This is a genomic window from Limnohabitans sp. (genome assembly GCF_030158565.1).
Taxonomy (GTDB): domain Bacteria; phylum Pseudomonadota; class Gammaproteobacteria; order Burkholderiales; family Burkholderiaceae_C; genus Limnohabitans_A.
In genome coordinates, this window is record NZ_JAOASQ010000051.1 from 21,357 (window position 1) to 40,191 (window position 18,835).

Here is an 18,835-nt window from a genome sequence, read left to right on the forward strand (position 1 = left end):
ATCCGAATATACGAACTTAATGGCAAGCAGTGCATGAGCGATGAGGTTGATGAGGTTTTCGACAAGGCGGCAGAGTTGTTTGCCGTACTGTCCACGCCGATTCGTCTGCGCATCATCAGCCAGCTGTGTCAGGGTGAGAAAAATGTCGGGCAATTGCTCGAGAGCATTGATGTGGCGCAACCCAATATGTCCCAACATCTGAACATCATGTACAGATCAGGCGTTTTGGGTAAACGTCGCCAAGGTGCTCAAATGTTTTATCGGATTGCAGACGAGACAGCTGTGGTGGTTTGCCGTGCGGTGTGTACACAAGTCGCCACCGACGTGGCCGTGAATTGACAACTCAAAACGAGGAGTTTGTGTGAAAGAAGACAACATCAACTCAGGGAGGGTGCAAAAAGCACCGGAGAACTTCCTGACCCAAACTGGCATCAAAGAGGTTTATGCCGAAGGCAAAAAAGGCCGTCGCGATTTCATTCGCAACGCTTTTGCAGCGGCGGCTGCCGGTGCAGCTGCCCCCATGGCCATGGCCCAGGGCAACCCTGTGCCGACTGAGGGCGGCGACCCCAACATCTTGAACTTGCCTGAGCATGCGACCAATCTGGGGCAGGGCGTGGCGGTTGAAGGTTACGGCAAGCCTTCCAAATTTGAAGCCAACTTGCAACGTCGTCAGAGCCCGGGTCTGACACAGACCACACAGGCCTCGGTGTCGTTTGCACCCTTGCAATCCTTGTTCGGTATCGTGACACCCAGTGGCTTGCATTTCGAGCGTCACCACCAAGGCTGGTGGGACATCGATCCGTCCAAGCACCGCTTCATGATCAACGGCATGGTCAAAAAGAACATGGTGTTCACCATGGACGAGATCATGCGTTTGCCATCGGTGTCGCGCTTTCACTTCATCGAATGCGGTGCCAACACCGCTGTCGATTGGGGCAATGTGGCTGTCCCCACGGTGCAATACACCCACGGCATGTTGTCGTGCAGCGAGTTCACGGGCGTACCCTTGATCACTCTTTTGGAGTTGGCTGGTGCTGACTTGAAAAACGGCAAGTTCATTCTGGCCGAAGGCGGAGATGGCTCGTCCATGACGCGCACCATCCCGATGAGCTTGATCACTTCTGGCGAAGTTCTGGTGGCTTATGGACAGAACGGTGAAATGCTGCGCCCGGAAAACGGCTACCCCTTGCGCTTGGTCGTGCCGGGTGTGCAGGGCGTGAGCTGGGTCAAGTACCTGCGCCGCATTGAAGTGGGCGACAAGCCTTACGCCGCCAAAGACGAAGCGATTCACTACATCGATTTGCAGCCCGGTGGCTTGCACCGTCAGTACACCAACATCCAGGAAGTCAAGAGCGTTGTGACCACGCCCTCTGGCGGCCAGGTTTTGCTGGACAAGGGTTTTTACAACATCACGGGCCTGGCCTGGTCGGGCAAAGGCAAGATCAAGCGTGTGGACGTGTCCACAGACGGCGGTCGAAACTGGCGTCAGGCACGTCTGGAAACGCCTGTGCTCTCCAAAGCTTTGACGCGTTTCAATCTGGACTGGGTCTGGGATGGCAAGCCCGCCATCATCCAAAGCCGTGCTCAAGACGAAACAGGTCATGTGCAACCCACATACCAGCAGTTGCGCGGTGTTCGCGGAACGCGCTCGATTTATCACAACAACGCCATCCAGTCGTGGTTGGTTCAGGAAAACGGTGAGGTGAAAAATGTCCAGGTTTCGTAATGCCGTTTTGACTGCCGCCTTGCTGGCGGTGGCAGGTTTGGCTTCTGCGCAAGCGACCAAATATCCTGGTGTGGGTCGTGATGCCACGCCCAAAGAAGTCGCCAAGTGGGACATTGATGTGCGTCCGGACTTCAAAGGATTGCCTGCAGGTTCGGGTTCTGTGGCCAAAGGCCAAGACGTGTGGGAAAGCAAATGCGCCCACTGCCACGGCGTGTTCGGTGAGTCTGGTGAGGTGTTCAGTCCGCTGATTGGTGGCACCACCGCCGAAGACGTCAAGACAGGCCGCGTGGCCAATTTGAATCGCTCGGACTATCCAGGCCGCACCACCATCATGAAGGTGGCGACGGTGTCGACTTTGTGGGACTACATCAACCGCGCCATGCCATGGACCGCTCCGAAGTCGTTGACGACAGAAGAAGTCTATGCCGTGACGGCGTTCTTGTTGAATTTGGGCAATGTGGTGCCCGATGACTTCGTGCTGTCGGACAAAAACATCGCTGACGTGCAAAACCGCATGCCCAACCGCAACGGCATGACGACCCAGCACGCCATGTGGCCCGGCAAGGAATTTGGTGGCGTCAAAAAGCCAGATACCGATAACAAAATCTGCATGAAAGATTGCACGCCTGAGCCGAAATTGGCGTCCTTCTTGCCCGACTTCGCCCGCAACGCGCACGGCAACCTCGCGGAACAAAACCGCCTGGTGGGCCAGCAGCACGGGGTGGACACCACCAAGCCAGAAGCCAAGGCCGGCATGCCTGTTGTTGCAGCCCCTGTTTCGGCAGCGCCAGCCAAGCCAGAAAACGCCGAGGCCAAAGCAGCCATCGCCTTGCTGAACAAATACAGTTGTACCGCTTGCCATGGTGTAGACAAGAAAGTGGTTGGCCCAGGCTTCAATGAGATTGCCAAGAAGCACTCAGGCAAGGTTGACTATTTGGTTGGCAAAATCAAGGCCGGTGGTTCGGGTGTCTGGGGTCCTATCCCGATGCCCCCACAGACGCTGCCTGATGCAGACGCCAAGAAAATTGCCGAATGGATTTCCAAGGGGGCCAGCAAGTAATGCGGGATACTCCCGTAGTGTTGCTGAACCAATTTCACTAGCATCATTCAATCATCAAGGAGATTTCAGATGCAAACTCGTCGCGAGACACTCAAGCAAAGTGCTGTTGTTGCCGGCTTGCTGGCGTCGGCTGGCTTTCCTCAGTTCGCCCACGCTGCTTTCAACAAAGCCGGCTTTGATGCCAAATCCGTTCAGGATGCAGCCAAGGCCTATGGCGCTGCCAGCCTGGCCGAAAGCAAGGATGTGACCATCACCGGTCCGGACATCGCTGAAAACGGAGCCGTGGTGCCCTTGGGTGCCAGCACTACTTTGGCTGGCGTCAAACAATTGTTGATCCTGGTCGAAAAGAACCCTGCAGCTTTGGTGGCCATGTTCCACGTGAGCGATGCTGTTGAAGCCAACTTTGCGACCCGCGCCAAGATGGGCCAGTCGTCTGACGTTTACGCTGTGGCCATCATGGCCGACGGCAAGGCTTTCTTCGCCAAGAAGGAAGTCAAAGTCACTTTGGGCGGTTGCGGCGGTTAATCGCCCAATTGCTTTTCAACAGAATCATTGAAAGATTAGGAGAAAAAAATGGCAGATCCAATGCGCATTCGTGCCCAAGCCTCCGGCGACAAAGCCACCGTCCGCGTGCTCATGAGCCACGAGATGGAATCCGGTCAGCGCAAAGACGCCGCCGGCAAACTGGTCCCCGCTTGGTATATCCAGGAAGTCACCGCCACTTTGAACGGCAAGCAAGTGCTGGCCGCTGAATGGGGCCCAGCCGTGTCCAAGAACCCCTTCATGCAATTTGCCATCAAGGGTGCCAAGGCGGGCGACAAAGTCGCTGTGACTTGGAAAGACAACAAGGGCGATACCCGCACAGACGAAGCGACTGTGTCCTGATAGCATTCGCGTGCTCAAAGGGGTGAAGTTTTCTGGGCTTCACCCTTTTTTCGTTTCAAGAATTTCAACAGAGGTGACAATGATAAAAGCATCAACACTCTCCATTGCAGCGGCTTTTGCCCTGTGCGTGGTGCCGGCCACGGCCCAGAAAACCGCCAGCCAAGGCATTGACGAATACCGTGCCATGCTGCAGGACGGCAATCCCGCTGAGCTTTTTGAGGCCAAAGGTGAAGACCTCTGGAAAAAAGTTCGCGGTCCCAAAAACGCTTCTCTTGAAAAGTGCGACCTGGGCAAAGGCCCTGGCGTGGTCAAAGGGGCCTTCGTTGAGTTGCCCCGCTACTTTGCAGACACCCAGAAGATGCAAGACCTCGAGTCGCGTTTGGTGACCTGCATGGAAACCCTGCAAGGCTTCAATGCCGCCGAAATTTCAAAGACTGCATTTGGTCGTGGCGAGATGGCCAATGTCACGGCCTTGGCCACCTGGATCTCGGCCGAGTCCAAGGGCCTGCGATTCAATTTGTCACAAGCTCACCCGCAAGAAAAAACCTTCTATGAAGTGGGCAAGCGCCTGTTCTTTCAGCGCGGTGGTCCTCATGACTTTTCATGCGCATCCTGCCATGGCGAAGAAGGCAAGCGCATTCGCTTGCAAGACTTGCCCATGCTGACCAAGAACCCGGGTGACGGCGTCGGCTTTGCCGCTTGGCCCGCCTACCGTGTGTCGAATGGTCAAATGTGGAGCATGCAATTGCGCTTGAACGACTGCTACCGCCAGCAGCGCTTTCCCTACCCCGGCTTTGCCAGCGATGCGACCGTTGCCTTGGCCACCTACTTGGGCGTGAATGCCAAGGGCGCAGCCTCAGTTGCCCCGGCCATCAAGCGTTGAAACAGGAGACCTTCATGAACAAAAAGACCCAACTCGTTTTGGCCAGCGTGGCTGCCGCTTTGGTGGCCGCAGGTTGCGCATCCGGTCCTTCCTTGGCTGAGCTGAACACGTTGACAGACAAAATCGTGAAAGCTTCTTTCCGTGACCAAAGTCATGTGAAAGTCGAACGCATCACGGCCACCGACGAGACCAACCGCGCTTGCAGTGATGCCGATGTGGCGGGCAAGCCACTGGACGAAAAAACGGCCAAGGCCATTGAAGAGATGAATCTGAAAGCCATCAAGTGGCCCTCGGACGGCAAGTTCATCGGTGACTGGAAAGAGGGCGAAAAAATCGCCCAAAGCGGTCGCGGCCTGACCTGGACAGACAAAGCAGACGACGTGAATGGTGGCAACTGCTACAACTGCCATCAAATCAGCAAGGAAGAGATTTCCTTCGGTACGATTGGTCCGAGCCTCTACAACTACGGCAAGATCCGTGGCGTGACCGACCCCAACAGCCCTGCCACCAAAGCCATCGTGGAATACACCTGGGGCAAGATCTGGAACGCCAAGGCCTACAACGCCTGTTCCAACATGCCTCGCGCAGGTCACATGGGCATCTTGGATGAGACACAGGTTCGCCACATTGTCGGCTTGTTGCTCGATCCCAAATCACCCGTCAACCAGTGACGCCTTGAAAACCCGGCACGTCCGGGTTTTTTTGCTTCCAATACATCAGTGAGTGCAAATATGAACCTGACCAAACGCGAATTTATCCAAGTGATGGGCGCCGGCACCATGGCCGGCATGAGCATGGGCAAGTTTTCAGAAGCCAGTGCCGCAACGGCAGCCAACGGCCTTTATGACATCCCCAAATTCGGCAATGTGTCTTTCTTGCACATGACCGATTGCCACGCGCAGCTCAAGCCCATTTATTTCCGTGAGCCCAGCATCAACATGGGCATTGGCTCCATGCAGGGCAATTTGCCGCATTTGGTGGGGGAGCACTTGCTCAAAGTGGCCAAGATCCGCCCAGGTTCAGCCGAGGCGCACGCGCTGACGTATCTGGACTACGAAAAAGCTGCCAACCGCTACGGCAAGGTCGGCGGTTTCGCGCACCTAGCCACGCTGGTCAAGCGCATGAAGGCCAGCCGTCCAGGCGCATTGTTGCTGGACGGTGGTGACACCTGGCAAGGCTCGGGCACCTGTTTGTGGACCAACGGCCAAGACATGGTCGACGCCTGCAAGTTGCTGGGCGTGGACGTCATGACCGGCCACTGGGAGTTCACGCTGGGCATGGAGCGTGTCAAAGAAATCGTCGAGAAAGACTTTGCGGGCAAGGTGGACTTTGTCGCGCAAAACATCAAGACCAACGACTTTGGCGACCCGGTCTTCAAGCCCTATGTGATCCGTGAGATCAATGGCGTGCCTTGCGCCATCATCGGCCAGGCTTTCCCTTACACGCCGATTGCCAACCCCCGCTACATGGTGGCCGACTGGGCCTTTGGCATCCAGGACGACAACATGCAAAAGATGGTGGACGAAGCCCGCGGCAAAGGTGCGCAGGTCGTCGTCGTCATCAGCCACAACGGCATGGACGTGGACTTGAAAATGGCCAGCCGCGTGAGCGGCATCGACGCCATCATGGGCGGTCACACACACGACGGTATGCCTGTGGCCACCTTGGTGTCCAACAAAGGCGGCAAAACCATCGTCACCAATGCAGGCTCCAATGGCAAGTTCCTGGGGGTGCTCGACTTCGATGTCAAAGACAAAAAGGTCAGCGATTTCCGCTACAAGCTGTTGCCCGTGTTCTCGAACATGCTGCCCGCCGACAAAGAGATGGACGCCCTGATCACCAAGATCCGCGCACCCTATGAAGCCAAGCTGTCCGAAAAGCTGGGCATCTCGGAAGGCTTGCTCTACCGCCGTGGCAACTTCAATGGCACGGGCGACCAATTGCTGGTCGATGCTTTGCTGGATGTGCAAGGCGCCGAGATCGCGTTCTCGCCAGGCTTTCGCTGGGGCACATCGCTCTTGCCGGGTCAGGCCATCACACGCGAGTGGCTGCTCGACATGACGGCCACCACTTACTCGTACGCCACCGTGACCGAGATGACCGGCGAGACCATCAAGACCGTCCTCGAAGACGTGTGCGACAACCTCTTCAACCCCGACCCTTACTACCAACAAGGTGGCGACATGGTGCGCGTAGGTGGCTTGAGCTACAGCTGCAACCCGCTGGGCAAGATGGGTACACGGATTGGCGACATGCGCCTGAATGGGCAATTGATCGACGCGGGCAAAAAATACAAGGTGGCCGGTTGGGCGCCAGTGGCCGAAGAAGCCCGCAACCAAGGCAACAAGCAAGTGTGGGAAGTCGTGGAGACTTGGCTCAAGACGCAGCCCGGTGGCCGTGTCAAGCCGCGCAAGCTCAATGCGCCCAAGATCACAGGTGGCTTGCCCAATCAGGGCTACGTGGCCTGATGGGGAGATGCAGGGAGTTGATCTGCAACCGGTTTGCAGATCAACTTGGCTTTGAAAGGTGATGACGCATGAAACGTAGACATATGTTGGCCGCCAGTGCTGTGTGCGCTGGGGTAGCACTTTGGCCAGAAGCCCGTTTGTTGGCGCAACAAGCACAGGACTTCATCGAAGGCCCGCCGGTCGGTGATATCCCAGCCAAGCAATTGTCAGCACATGTCTGGATGATCTTTTCGCCGGATGGTTTTCCCACCCCGGAAAACCGCGGCATGATGTCCAACGTCATCTTCGTGGTGACCTCTGCGGGCGTGGTCGTGATCGACTCAGGCGCCTCACTGCAAATCGGACAGATGGCCATCCGCATGATCCGAAAAGTGACCGATAAGCCGGTCGTTGCGGTGTTCAACAGCCACTACCATGGCGATCACTGGCTGGGTAACCACGCCTTTGTCAAAGCCTATGGCCAACAGTTGCCGATCTATGCCCTGCAAAGCACGATCGACAAGCTCAAGGGGGCAGAAGGCAACCTTTGGCGCGGCCTCATGGAACGGTGGACCAACCAGTCCACCTTGGGCACCGAAGTGGTCTTGCCCAACACAGCCGTCAAGCATGGCCAGGTTATCCAGATAGGTGATGTGACATTCCGCATGCACCATTACGGTAACGCCCACACGCCATCTGACCTGTGTGTGGAGGTGGTGCAAGACAAGCTCACGGCCGTGGGCGACATCGCCATGGCCAACCGCATCGCCAACATGGACGAGGGCTCTTATCCGGGCACATTCAAGTACTACCAAGCCCTCACGGCGGCAACGGGCGATCAGCTCTGGGTGCCGGGCCATGGCCAAGGCAGTCAAGATTTGCTCAAGACCTATGGCGAGTTCATGGCGGGCATCTGGGAGCCGTGTCTGCAAGCGGTCAAGGACGGCAAGTCGGAGTCAGAGGCGCGCAGCATGGTGCTCAAAGACGTGCGTGTGACATCCCGTGCCAAGACCATGCAGGGCTTTGAAGGCAACATCGGCAAATACATCAGCCTGGCTTACCTGGAAGCAGAAAAAGAAGCGTTCTGATTTTTCATAAAAAGGGGAGACAAATGGCAGATACGAATGGCATGACAGCAGGCAATGCCTGGTCCTTGCTTTGGTTCAGAAGCCGTGACGATGTCACGCCTTTCATCAACGACACCGCCGTGCGCATCCGTGCCGGCATCATGCTGGCCATTCCGATCTTCATGGCTTTCACGCTGTGGGACATCGTGTACGGCAGCCGCTGGATCGTGACTGGCGAGGTGATCAAAGACAGCTTCGAGCTCGACTTTGACAACCGCATTCTTTACATGGTCGAGGCCGTGCGCAGAACCTATGACTACACCGTTCAGACATGGCTGCTGTTTTATGCCTTGTTTGAAATGCTGGCCGGCATGAGTGTCAAAACGGCTTATCTGTCGCCCACCATCTGGCTGTCCACATTTCTGGCCCGTCGTGCACGCCCCGTGTGGAAACCTCTGGCACCCAAAAGATTTGCATGGACCATTGGCGCGACCATGATCAGTTTTTGTTTGGTGTTTTTTCACCCTGAAAAATTTGCCGCGGCCATCAACTTCGTTTTCCGAAGCAATGTGTTGCCTACCACCGAGCAGTATTTGGCACGCTGGCTGCCCCTGGTGATGGTTTGGGTGTGCCTGGGCTTCATGTGGCTAGAGGCTGTGCTGGGCTATTGCCTAGGCTGTGAAGTTCACGCCTTGCTGGTGAAGCTGGGCGTTTTTCAGGACGAGTGCGAAGCCTGCAACAACCTGGACTTCGGACCGCCGCGTTGATGCGATGCAACGCCAGCCCGATTGGCTGGCGTTATGGGCCCTGTTCAGCCCATGAAATTGCGCCAAGCCCCGATGTTGTGCACTTTGGCGTAACCGTTTTTCTTCAACACCAATTTGGCCATCCCGCTGCGACTGCCGCTGGCACAGCCCACCACCACTGGGCCTGTGCGCGGGACTTCAGCCAAACGAGAGCCCAATTCGTGGAGCGGAATGTTGATGGTGCCAGGCGCATTGCCCGAGGCAAACTCCGAGGCAGACCGCACATCCACCAAGGTGGCGCCTTCTTGTTTGAGTTGAGGCAACAAACGCATCACACGTCTGGCATTCCACCATTTGTAGCCCAGCCAAAGGGCCAGCGCCAACATGGGCCAATAGTTTTTCAACGCATCCATGGTCTTCTCCTGGGTTCAGGGTTGTGGGGCCACCAAGGGCCATCCTTTGGCTGCCCATTGGCTCATCCCGCCTTCTACATAGCGGATGTTTTGATAGCCGCGTTTTTTCAGTTCGGTGAGTGTGGCTTTCGAGCGATTTTGGGTGTTACAAATCAACAGGACAGGCTTGTCCGTCGTTTGTGGGATCAAGTTCAGTTTGCGCGAGAGCTCGCTCATGGGCAGCAGCACAGCACCCTGGGCGACACCCGTGCGGTGCTCGGGTGATTCCCGAATGTCGATCAGGGTGATCTTTCCCGCTTCGTGATCAGTGCGTGCTTGCTCCAGTGAAACTTTGTCCACATCGCTGGCCGATGAACACGCGGTGAGGACCGCCATCACAATAAGGAGAAGAAGTTTTTGCATCGCTGTATCAGTTCCTGTGGGATTAATATAAGCGATTGTAGATATATTGGGATTCTGTGTCGGGCCAGCGCAGCGCAATTGGCTTGAACTCTTTGAGCGATGTTTGACCCTCACAAGGAAGGAAACAAACTGCACAACCAGCTACAACTCGACGTTTAAGCAGTACGAGACTGTCTGCAATTAAAAGCTGAAAAAGTTGACGCTTTCAAATGACCAGCTTGACTGGGATAGGGTCGTAGCTAGAAGGCATTTCACCCCCTGTTAATAGCTTGGTGTTTTCACCCGAATTCGGCTTTAGCTCCCCCCTGCGGCGCAGACTACTCCGCACGGTTTGGTAGTTGCACTTGAGAAGGTCACCAACTTTGCGCCATGAGCAGCCATTTGCCCGAAGTTCGATGGCTTGATTCAGCTGTTCATCTGTGAGTTTCCTAGGCTTTGAGGGACGGTGTCCAGAAGTGAATGGCTTTGCAGGTCTGAGATTAGCAAGACTCTTGGGATTCATCTTGCGTTTCTTCCTGTCACGCCCTCTTTGAAGCAATGCTTCCAGCATGGAAATCAGCTCTTCGGTACTGAGGCGTTTGGGAAGGTCCGACCATACGATCTGCCTGCTTGTCACCGGATCATTGGATTCAGCTGTTCGCTTGAACTTAGCTCTGTAGATGTTTTTGTAGTTGGACTGGAAGCCTTCGAGGTCGAATTTATCCGCGTAATAGATGCCGTCGATGATGTCGATCCGCTTAGGCTTGTGCAGGTCAATGCATACGATTGGGGAATTGTTGGAATAGCCGTGCCTGCTGATGCCAGCATTGAAGCCAGTGTGGACATCGGCCCGATCTCCCAGGGCTTCGGCATTGCCGTGCAGATGACCATCAACCTGCCGGGGCTGGACCGTGCGGTGGCGCAGGACTTGGTGGATACAGCGCACCAGGTGTGCCCGTATTCGAACGCGACGCGCGGCAACATCGTGGTCGATCTGACCTTAGGGTGATCTGCCGATCCTCAGGCGTGCACTGAGCAAGGAGTACCGTGCCTTGAGTCGCTGTTCGCCCCAGAACGGACTTCCAGGACGAGCATGCCGGCGACCGCTTCTGGCCGGTAGCAGCCAGCAGGTCTGAGCCAACGATAGTTCCCGTTGCGACGCCGATATCCTCAGCTGCCAGCCTGTGGCCTGTCGGTATGCGTTAAGAACCAAGGGACCGCAGAGGTCCCCCGCGTCAGCCCTCCGCTGCGTTCAAGCCATCACTTGCCGAACCACTTGGCCACGTACTGCCATGTGCGCAGCAACAGACCGGCGCGCTCCACATCGGCCTGCGCCACGAGCGGGGTTTCGCCCAGCGGCTTGCCGTTCGAGGTGGCGACCACCTTGCCGACCACGGCGCCCTTGGCCACGGGCGCTTCCAGGCCCGGTTTCAGTTCCACCGTGGCCTGCACCTGCTGGCCGCGTGGCACGGTAAGCATCCATGGCGCGCCCAGGACCGCACCCACGGTGTCGGCCTTGCCAAAGCTCACCTTGGCCGTTGTGACCACTGCACCTGGCTGGATCGGGACAGCTTTTTCGAAGCTGCCAAAGCCCCAGCCGAGCAGCGTGCGCGTGTGGTCGGCTCGTGCCTGTGCGCTGTGGGTGTTGAGGATGACCGAGATCAAGCGCATATCGTTGCGCTTGGACGAAGTGACCAGGCAATAACCGGCCTCAGCGGTGTGGCCGGTCTTGAGGCCGTCCACAGTGGGGTCGGTGTAGAGCAGGGCGTTGCGGTTGCCTTGCTTGATGCCGTTGTATTTGAAATCGTGTTCGGCGTAGATGGGGTAGTACTCGGCGCTGTCGCGAATGATGGCGCGCGCCAGTATGGCGAGGTCACGCGCGGAGGACTTGTGCTCCGGATCGGGCAGACCCGTAGGGTTGACGAACTGGGTGTACGTCATACCAAGGCGCTGGGCCTCGGCGTTCATCAGCTTGGCAAAGCCGGCCTCTGAACCGGCCATGTGTTCGGCAATCGCTTTGGAGGCATCGTTGCCTGACTGGATGACAATGCCGCGCAGGATGTCAATGACGGTGGCCTGGCTATTGAGCGGCAGGTACATGCACGACTCGGTGCCCGAACCGCGGCACCAGGCGTTCTGGCTGACTGTGACCAGATCGGTCTGCTTGAGCTTGCCTGAGCGCAGCGCTTGCTCGACGATGTAGCTGGTCATCATCTTGGTCAGCGATGCGGGGGGGCAGCGGCTCGTCGGCGTTGGCCGAAGCCAGCACCTCGCCGGAGTCAAAGTCCATCAGCAGCCAGGCCTTGGCAGGCAGCGCCGGCGGGTTGTCGGCCAGGGCCGTCTGGGCGGCCAGAGGCGGCAGGGCGTTTGCAGAGGCTGCGGCGGCCGCAGCCTTTTTGTGCGCTGCAGGCTTGGCGGCAGCGGGGTGTTTGGCCGCGAAGGACGCCGAGCTGGGCAACAGGGTGCCCACAGCGATGGCCAGGGCGATGGGGAGAAGAGAGAAAGTCTTGGCTTGCAGGGTGTGGTTCGGTAGAGCATCGATTGTCGCGGATTGGGGGCGGGTTTCTTGGGATGGCTGCCGATTGGCAGTCACCGCCGCTTCAGCGCCGCTCTGCCTCGCGCCAGCTGGCCGCGCCCAGCAAGATGATCTGCAACTGCTGCACGAAGTCCTGCACCATCGCCTGCTCGGACTGAGGCTCGTCGGCGGGCAGATCCAGAACCTCGGGGGCGGCGGCCAGCAGGGTGTTGACCATCAGGCCGCAGACCATGTGCAGGCTGGCCTGCGACAGGCCCTGGTAGGCCTCCAGCGGCGCCAGGTCGCGTGCCGTGTCGTCCACAAAACGCTGCACCTCGTGGCGGATCGCCAGCCGCAGCACCCGGCTGCCACCCGCGCGCTCGCTCGAGATGAAGCGGAACAGCACCCGGTTGTCGCGCACGTACTGCAGGTACACCTGCACCGACTGGCGCACCACGCTGGTCTGGGCCGAACTCGGCTGGCGCGCCTGGCGCAGCAGGCCGCGAAGCGTGGCCCCCACCTCGTCCACCAGGCTCAGGCCCAGCTCGTCTGGGCTGCGAAAGTGCCGGTAAAACGCATTGGGCACCATGCCGGCCTCGCGCGCGATCTCGCGGATGCCCAGGCTGGTGAAGCTGCGTCCCTCGCCGATCAACCGCAGCGCGGCCTGCACCAGGCTTTGGCGGGTCAGGTCCTTGCGGTCTTGCCGGCTCAGCGGCGGCTCGGGCGTGGCGGGGGCGGGGGTGTCGGGACGGGCGTTCGGCATGGACGGATTTGGCGGTTTGGGTTTTTCGGTGTACGATCGTACACAAACAAAGGAGCCCTGTCCATGTCCGACGCTTACCTCAACTTTGCCAACTCGGCCTTTGGCGCGCGCCTGGCCGGCATGCTGGGCCTGCCGCGTCCCGTGCCGCTCGAGCGGTTCGAAGCCGGCCAACCGGTGGTTGCTGGCGACGTGCTGGTCGGCGCCGGTGGTACGCCCGAACTGCTGCCCGCGCTGCTGGCTGCCTTCCGCGCCATGCGGGCCGCCACCGTGGCGCACCGCAGCGTGCAGGGCTGGACCGCGATGGCCAACCAGGCCGGCTTGATGAGCGGGCTGTGGAGCACCGGCGAGCAGCCGGGCGGTCCCCTCAAGGCCGTGGTGTTTGACGCCACCGGCCTGGCCACCGTGGCCCAGGCCGAGGCGCTGTACCAGTGCTTCCACGACGCGGTGCGCTCACTGCAAAGCTGCGGCCGCGTGCTGGTGCTGGGCCGCCCGCCCGAAGCCTGCCCGGTTGCCGAGCAGGCCACGGTACAGCGCGCTCTGGAAGGTTTTGTGAAATCGCTGGCCAAGGAGGTCAAGCGCGGCATTGCGGTGCAACTGGTCTATGTGGCGCCGGGAGCCGAGGCGCAACTCGAAGGCACACTGCGCTTCTTTTTGTCGCCGCGCAGCGCCTATGTGTCGGGCCAGGTGGTGCGGCTGGCACCCTTTGAGGCCCCGGCCCCGAGCGACTGGGTGCAGCCGCTGGCGGGCAAAAAGATTTTGGTGACCGGCGCGGCGCGCGGCATTGGCGCGGCCATTGCCGAAACCCTGGCGCGCGATGGCGCCCAGGTGGTCTGTCTGGACGTGCCGCAGGCCCAGGACGCCTTGCAGGCCGTGGCCGAGCGGCTGCAGGGCCGCGCGCTGGCGCTCGACATTGCCGATCCGGCGGCCGCCGGGCAGATCGCCCAGGCGGCCCTGGCTGACGGCGGCTGGGACGGCGTGGTGCACAACGCCGGCATCACCCGCGACAAGACCATCGCCAAGATGCCGCCGCACCTGTGGCAGACGCTGGTGCAGGTCAACCTGGTGGCGCAGCAGGCGATCAACCAGGCCTTGCTGGAGCGGGGCGCGCTCCAACCCCAGGCACGGCTGGTGTGCGTGTCGTCCATCTCGGGCATTGCCGGCAACCTGGGGCAGACCAACTACGCGTTTTCCAAGGCTGGCGTGATCGGCCTGGTGCACAGCCAGGCGCCGCGCCTGCCCCGCGGCATGGCCATCAACGCGGTGGCGCCGGGCTTCATCGAAACGCAAATGACCGCCGCCATCCCGCTGGCCATCCGCGAAGCCGGCCGGCGCATGAATTCCATGGGGCAGGGCGGCCAGCCGGTCGATGTGGCCGAAACCATCGCCTGGCTGCTCAGCCCCGCCTCGCAGGGCGTGAATGGGCAGGTGGTGCGCGTGTGCGGCCAAAGCCTGCTGGGGGCTTAAGGTGCAGCGCCAGAACATCACACCCGCCAGCACGCTGAGCAACTTGGCCCGTGCGCTGGCCAGCAGTTTCAAGCGCCCCGGGCCGGTGCGCGCGCTGGCCCCGGTCACGCTGGTGCTGCCGCGCGTCGTGGTCGACGCCGCGCACCTGGCGCGTTACGCCGAGGTCTGCGGTTTTGCCCCGAGTGCGCAAGCGCCGCTCACCTACCCGCAGATGCTGACTTTCCCCCTGGTCATGACCTACATGACTTCGCCCGCCTGCCCCTGGCCTGCCATGGGCACGGTGCACCTGGCCAACGCCATCACCCAGCATGCGCCGCTGGCCGCAGGCGATGCGGTGCGGGTGGAGCTGAGCAGCGGCGAGCTGCTGGCGCACGACAAGGGGCAGGTGTTCACGCTGCACCTGCGCGTGCTACGCGAGTCAGATGGCGAGGGCGATGGCCAATGCGTCTGGCAGGCCACACAAACCCTGCTGCGCCTGGGCGTGAAGTCGCCCGTGGGCGCACCGTTCAACGGCGCCGTGGGGCCGGAACTCGCCCTGACCCAGGCCGGTGCATTCGACGCCCCCGCCGACACCGGCCGCCGCTACGCCCCGGTGTCGGGCGACTACAACCCCATCCACCTGTCGGCGCTGAGCGCGCGCTTGTTCGGCTTTCCGCGCGCCATCGCGCATGGCCTGTGGACGCAGGCGCGCGCGCTGGCCCTGTTGCAAGCCGCCGCGCCGGCCACTGTGCTGCAAGCCGCTTCGCTCACCACCGTGTTCAAGCGGCCCGTGCTGCTGCCGACACGCGCCTCGCTCTGGCAGGCGCAGGCCAGTACAGGCCAGACCGTGTTCGAGGTGCGCGACGCACGCGGCGAGCAGGTCCATCTGCGTTCCGAACTCCGCGCCGAACCCGCGCATCAACCCACCATTTCCTGAGCCCCACCATGACCCCCAACAGCACCCTCCGTCGCGTCGCCATCGTGGGTGGCAACCGCATCCCGTTTGCGCGCTCCAACACCGCCTACAGCCGCGCCTCCAACCTCGATATGCTCACGGCCACGCTGCAAGGCCTGGTGGACCGCTTCAACCTGCATGGCCAGCGCCTGGGCGACGTGGCCGCAGGCGCGGTGATGAAGCATTCGCGCGACTTCAACCTGGTGCGCGAAGCCGTGCTCTCCACCACGCTCTCGCCCGAGACCCCGGCCTTCGACCTGCAGCAGGCCTGCGGCACCGGGCTGGAGGCCGCCATGCTGGTGGCGCACAAAATTGCGGTGGGCCAGATCGAATGCGGCGTGGCCGGCGGGGTGGACACCACCTCGGACGCGCCCATCGCCGTCAATGACCAACTGCGCCGCACCCTGCTCGATGTTTCGCGCGCGCGCAGCCCCTGGCAGCGCCTGCAGCGGGCGCTGCGCATCCGCCCGGGGCAGTTCTTCCAGCCCGAGCTGCCGCGCAACGGCGAGCCGCGTACCGGCCTGTCGATGGGCGAACACGCCGAACTCATGGCCCGCGAATGGGGCATCACGCGCGAAGCGCAAGATGCCCTGGCCCTGCAAAGCCACCACAACCTGGCGCGCGCCTATGGCGAAGGTTTCTTTGTCGACCTGATGACGCCCTTCCTGGGCGTGAAGCAGGACAACAACCTGCGCCAGGGCCTGAACGCTGAACAGCTGGCCAAGCTCAAGCCGGTTTTCGACCGCAAGGTGGCGCCCGGCCAGGGCACGCTGACGGCAGGCAACGCCACACCGCTGACCGATGGCGCCTCGGCCGTGCTGCTGGCCAGCGAAGCCTGGGCGGCCGAGCGTGGTCTGCCGGTGCTGGCCTACCTCACGTTCAGCGAGGTGGCGGCGGTGGACTTTTTCAACCCCGACCCGGCCAAGAAAGAAGGCCTGCTGATGGCCCCCGCCTACGCCGTGCCGCGCATGCTGGCGCGCGCTGGGTTGACGCTGCAGGACTTCGACTTTTATGAAATCCACGAAGCCTTTGCCGCCCAGGTGCTGTGCACCCTGCAGGCGTGGGAAGACCCGGCGTTTTGCCGCGACAAGCTCGGCCTGGCGCAGCCGCTGGGCGCCATTGACCGCAGCAAACTCAATGTGAACGGCAGCTCGCTCGCCGCCGGTCACCCGTTTGCCGCCACCGGCGGGCGCATTGTGGCCACGCTGGCCAAGCTGCTCGCGCAAAAAGGCAGCGGGCGCGGTTTGATTTCCATCTGCGCCGCTGGCGGCCAGGGCGTCGTGGCCATTCTGGAGAAATGAGCATGTTGAACTACAAAGCCCCGCTGCGCGACATGCGCTTTGTGATGAACGAGGTGTTCGACTACCCGGCGCACTACCGCGCGCTGGGCAGCGGCGAAGACGCCTCGCCCGAGGTGGTGGACGCCATTTTGGAGGCCGCCGCCACCTACTGCGAAGAGGTGCTGGCGCCGCTCTACGTCTCGGGCGGCGAAGAGGGCTGCCACTTTCAGGCGGGCGAGGTCACCACGCCCAAGGGCTTCAAAGCGGCGTATGCGCAGTTCGTCGAGGGCGGCTGGCAGGGCCTGTCGTTCCCCACGGCTTACGGCGGGCAGGGCCTGCCCGTGTCGCTCAACCTGCTCAAGAGCGAGATGATGGGCACGGCCAACTGGGCCTTCAGCATGTACCCCGGTCTGAGCATCGGCTGCATCAACACCATCTTGCAGTACGGCACCGAGGCCATGCGCCAGCAGTACCTGCCCAAGCTGGTGGCGGGCGAGTGGGGCGGCACCATGTGCCTGACCGAGCCGCAGTGCGGCTCTGACCTGGCGCAGGTCAAGACCCAGGCCAAACCGCTGGGCGACGGCAGCTACGCCATCACCGGCACCAAGATCTTCATCTCCAGCGGCGAGCACGACTTGACCGACAACATCGTGCACATCGTGCTGGCGCGCCTGCCCGAGGCGCCCGCCGGCACGCGCGGCATTTCGCTGTTCATCGTGCCCAAGTTTCTGGTGGGCGAGGGTGGTGCTTTAGGCACGCGCAACGCGGTGCACTGCGGCTCGATCGAGCACAAGATGGGCATCAGCGCCAGTGCCACGGCGGTGCTCAATTTCGACGGCGCCATCGGCACCCTGATCGGTGAACCGAACAAGGGGCTGGAGGCCATGTTCACCTTCATGAACACCGCGCGCATCGGCACCGCCATCCAGGGCGTGGCCCATGCCGAGCTGGCTTACCAGGGCGCGCTGGCCTATGCCTGCGAGCGCCGTTCCATGCGCGCGCTCTCGGGCAAAAAGGAGCCCGAGCAGGTGGCCGACGCCATCGTCTGGCACCCCGACGTGCGGCGCATGCTGCTCACCCAAAAAGCCATCGCCGAAGGTGGCCGCGCCATGATCTACGGCGCCGCGCAACTGGCCGACAAGATGTTTGCCGCTGCCTGGGCCGGCGACCAGGCCGGCTACAAGCGCCACGACGGCGAACTGGGTTTCTTCACCCCCATCCTCAAGGGCTTTTTGACCGAAATGGGCCTGGAAGCCGCCAACCTGGGCATGCAGGTGTACGGCGGGCACGGTTACATCCGCGAGCATGGCATGGAGCAGATCGCGCGCGATGCCCGCATTGCCACGCTGTACGAAGGCACCACCGGCATCCAGGCGCTGGACCTGCTGGGGCGCAAGGTGCTGCTGCAAACGCGCGGCCAGTGCGTGCGCGACTTCACCGCCCAGATGTGGGTGCTGGCCCGGCCGGGCCTGCTGGCTGGGGGCTTGCGTGGCCGCATGGCCCGCGCCCTGGCGCGCCGCGCCGTGCAATGGAATACGCTCACCCTGCGCCTCATGCTCAAGGCCAAGGCCGACCCGGAGCAAGTGGGCGCGTCGTCGGTGGACTACCTGATGTATTGCGGCTACGTGATGATGGCCTACCACTGGGCGCTGATGGCCCAGCGCGCCGAGCAGGCCCTGCACAGCGGCCAGGGGCCAGAGTCAGCGGCGTTCTACCAGGCCAAGCTGCAAACCGCGCAGTTCTACTTTGAACGCCTGCTGCCCCGCGCCGACGCCCACCACCGCATGGCGCTGGCGCCGGCCAGCACGCTGCTGCAGATGCCGGTGGCGGCGATGGCGGGTTGAACCCGCTTCACCGCTTGGCGGCATGGACAGCAATGTATCTCAATGGATACAGAGCGCCATAAAAACGATCTATGCGCCAACTGAAGGGGTAACCGATGACTGCACTCAAACTGCGGAAATGGGACAGCGCCCAACACCTCAAGACCGAAGAGGACATGGCGCTCTATATGGAGGCCTGCCTGCAAGAGGCAGGGGATGATGCTGCCAAGGCCCTGGGCACCATTGCCCGGGCCAAGGGCATGTCGCAACTTTCGCGCGGACGGGCCTGGGCAGGGACAGCCTCTACAAGGCGTTGTCAGGGGAGGGCAACCCCAGCTTTGCCACGATCCTGAAAGTCACGGCGGCGCTGGGCATCCAGCTCCACGCACAGCCCATGCAGGCGGGGTAAGCGTGATGGGTGTTGGGGTAGGAGCGTTTGTGGCTCATG

At 61.1% G+C, this 18,835-nt stretch carries 19 protein-coding genes and 2 pseudogenes; 16 read left to right on the plus strand and 5 right to left on the minus strand.

The annotated features are described in order from the left end of the window. Positions 1-33 precede the first annotated feature (33 nt). The 10 genes from Q1W40_RS11040 to Q1W40_RS11085 all read left to right on the plus strand — a co-directional run bounded on the left by Q1W40_RS11040 (position 34) and on the right by Q1W40_RS11085 (position 8,835). On the plus strand, positions 34-339 hold the full coding sequence (locus Q1W40_RS11040) for a metalloregulator ArsR/SmtB family transcription factor (RefSeq protein ID WP_108325857.1): 306 nt from the start codon (positions 34-36) through the stop codon (positions 337-339). A 22-nt stretch (positions 340-361) separates the two neighbouring features. Continuing rightward, a complete protein-coding gene (gene soxC, locus Q1W40_RS11045) occupies positions 362-1,726 on the plus strand; it encodes a sulfite dehydrogenase (RefSeq protein ID WP_233250115.1) in 1,365 nt (454 codons plus the stop codon). Beyond that, positions 1,710-2,786, plus strand: coding sequence for a c-type cytochrome (locus Q1W40_RS11050; RefSeq protein ID WP_300711845.1), 1,077 nt, complete (start codon positions 1,710-1,712; stop codon positions 2,784-2,786). Before soxC ends, Q1W40_RS11050 begins: the two co-directional genes overlap by 17 nt. Positions 2,787-2,855: 69 nt before the next feature. Beyond that, on the plus strand, positions 2,856-3,311 hold the full coding sequence (gene soxY / locus Q1W40_RS11055) for a thiosulfate oxidation carrier protein SoxY (RefSeq protein WP_108325862.1): 456 nt from the start codon (positions 2,856-2,858) through the stop codon (positions 3,309-3,311). 48 nt (positions 3,312-3,359) lie between these two features. Then, on the plus strand, positions 3,360-3,671 hold the full coding sequence (gene soxZ / locus Q1W40_RS11060) for a thiosulfate oxidation carrier complex protein SoxZ (RefSeq protein WP_199222305.1): 312 nt from the start codon (positions 3,360-3,362) through the stop codon (positions 3,669-3,671). Between the two features lie 79 nt (positions 3,672-3,750). Continuing rightward, complete coding sequence (soxA, locus tag Q1W40_RS11065) at positions 3,751-4,554, plus strand: sulfur oxidation c-type cytochrome SoxA (protein WP_300711848.1); 804 nt, start codon at positions 3,751-3,753, stop codon at positions 4,552-4,554. Between the two features lie 14 nt (positions 4,555-4,568). Further along, positions 4,569-5,225, plus strand: a complete 657-nt coding sequence (gene soxX / locus Q1W40_RS11070) for a sulfur oxidation c-type cytochrome SoxX (RefSeq protein WP_300711850.1) — start codon at positions 4,569-4,571, stop codon at positions 5,223-5,225. Positions 5,226-5,285: 60 nt separating this feature from the next. Beyond that, positions 5,286-7,022 carry a thiosulfohydrolase SoxB gene (gene soxB / locus Q1W40_RS11075; protein WP_300711852.1) on the plus strand — a complete coding sequence of 579 codons (1,737 nt, stop codon included), beginning with the start codon at positions 5,286-5,288 and terminating at the stop codon, positions 7,020-7,022. 68 nt (positions 7,023-7,090) lie between these two features. Then, positions 7,091-8,089, plus strand: coding sequence for an MBL fold metallo-hydrolase (locus Q1W40_RS11080; protein ID WP_233250117.1), 999 nt, complete (start codon positions 7,091-7,093; stop codon positions 8,087-8,089). Between the two features lie 23 nt (positions 8,090-8,112). After that, positions 8,113-8,835, plus strand: a complete 723-nt coding sequence (locus Q1W40_RS11085) for a DUF4395 family protein (RefSeq protein ID WP_300711856.1) — start codon at positions 8,113-8,115, stop codon at positions 8,833-8,835. Positions 8,836-8,879: 44 nt separating this feature from the next. Here Q1W40_RS11085 and Q1W40_RS11090 read toward each other — a convergent pair whose 3' ends face one another. From Q1W40_RS11090 to Q1W40_RS11100, 3 genes are all read right to left on the minus strand, one after another. Further along, on the minus strand, positions 8,880-9,227 hold the full coding sequence (locus Q1W40_RS11090; protein WP_108325879.1) for a rhodanese-like domain-containing protein: 348 nt from the start codon (positions 9,225-9,227) through the stop codon (positions 8,880-8,882). Positions 9,228-9,242: 15 nt separating this feature from the next. Continuing rightward, on the minus strand, positions 9,243-9,629 hold the full coding sequence (locus Q1W40_RS11095) for a rhodanese-like domain-containing protein (RefSeq protein WP_233250118.1): 387 nt from the start codon (positions 9,627-9,629) through the stop codon (positions 9,243-9,245). 205 nt (positions 9,630-9,834) lie between these two features. Beyond that, positions 9,835-10,179, minus strand: a complete 345-nt coding sequence (locus tag Q1W40_RS11100; protein ID WP_300711880.1) for a hypothetical protein — start codon at positions 10,177-10,179, stop codon at positions 9,835-9,837. Positions 10,180-10,410: 231 nt separating this feature from the next. On the opposite strand from Q1W40_RS11100, the pseudogene Q1W40_RS11105 reads away from it, so the two are divergent. Beyond that, positions 10,411-10,617: pseudogene (locus Q1W40_RS11105) on the plus strand (organic hydroperoxide resistance protein); the annotation flags it as partial. Between the two features lie 251 nt (positions 10,618-10,868). Here the strand turns inward: Q1W40_RS11105 and Q1W40_RS11110 are convergent. Further along, complete coding sequence (locus Q1W40_RS11110; RefSeq protein WP_300711860.1) at positions 10,869-11,819, minus strand: D-alanyl-D-alanine carboxypeptidase family protein; 951 nt, start codon at positions 11,817-11,819, stop codon at positions 10,869-10,871. A gap of 389 nt (positions 11,820-12,208) precedes the next feature. Further along, complete coding sequence (gene fabR, locus Q1W40_RS11115; protein ID WP_104801857.1) at positions 12,209-12,886, minus strand: HTH-type transcriptional repressor FabR; 678 nt, start codon at positions 12,884-12,886, stop codon at positions 12,209-12,211. 63 nt (positions 12,887-12,949) lie between these two features. Between fabR and Q1W40_RS11120 the strand changes: the two genes are divergently transcribed. The 5 genes and pseudogenes from Q1W40_RS11120 to Q1W40_RS11140 all read left to right on the plus strand — a co-directional run bounded on the left by Q1W40_RS11120 (position 12,950) and on the right by Q1W40_RS11140 (position 18,796). Further along, a complete protein-coding gene (locus tag Q1W40_RS11120; protein ID WP_104801858.1) occupies positions 12,950-14,350 on the plus strand; it encodes a 3-oxoacyl-ACP reductase in 1,401 nt (466 codons plus the stop codon). A gap of 1 nt (position 14,351) precedes the next feature. Then, the gene (locus tag Q1W40_RS11125) at positions 14,352-15,266 is read left to right on the plus strand and encodes a MaoC/PaaZ C-terminal domain-containing protein (RefSeq protein WP_158270139.1); all 915 of its coding nucleotides are present in this window, start codon (positions 14,352-14,354) and stop codon (positions 15,264-15,266) included. A gap of 8 nt (positions 15,267-15,274) precedes the next feature. Further along, entirely contained in the window at positions 15,275-16,585 is a 1,311-nt protein-coding gene (locus Q1W40_RS11130; RefSeq protein WP_104801860.1) for an acetyl-CoA C-acetyltransferase, read from the plus strand. A gap of 2 nt (positions 16,586-16,587) precedes the next feature. After that, a complete protein-coding gene (locus tag Q1W40_RS11135; protein ID WP_108326952.1) occupies positions 16,588-18,408 on the plus strand; it encodes an acyl-CoA dehydrogenase C-terminal domain-containing protein in 1,821 nt (606 codons plus the stop codon). Positions 18,409-18,503: 95 nt separating this feature from the next. Then, positions 18,504-18,796 (plus strand): annotated as a pseudogene (locus Q1W40_RS11140) (addiction module antidote protein). Positions 18,797-18,835: the final 39 nt, after the last annotated feature.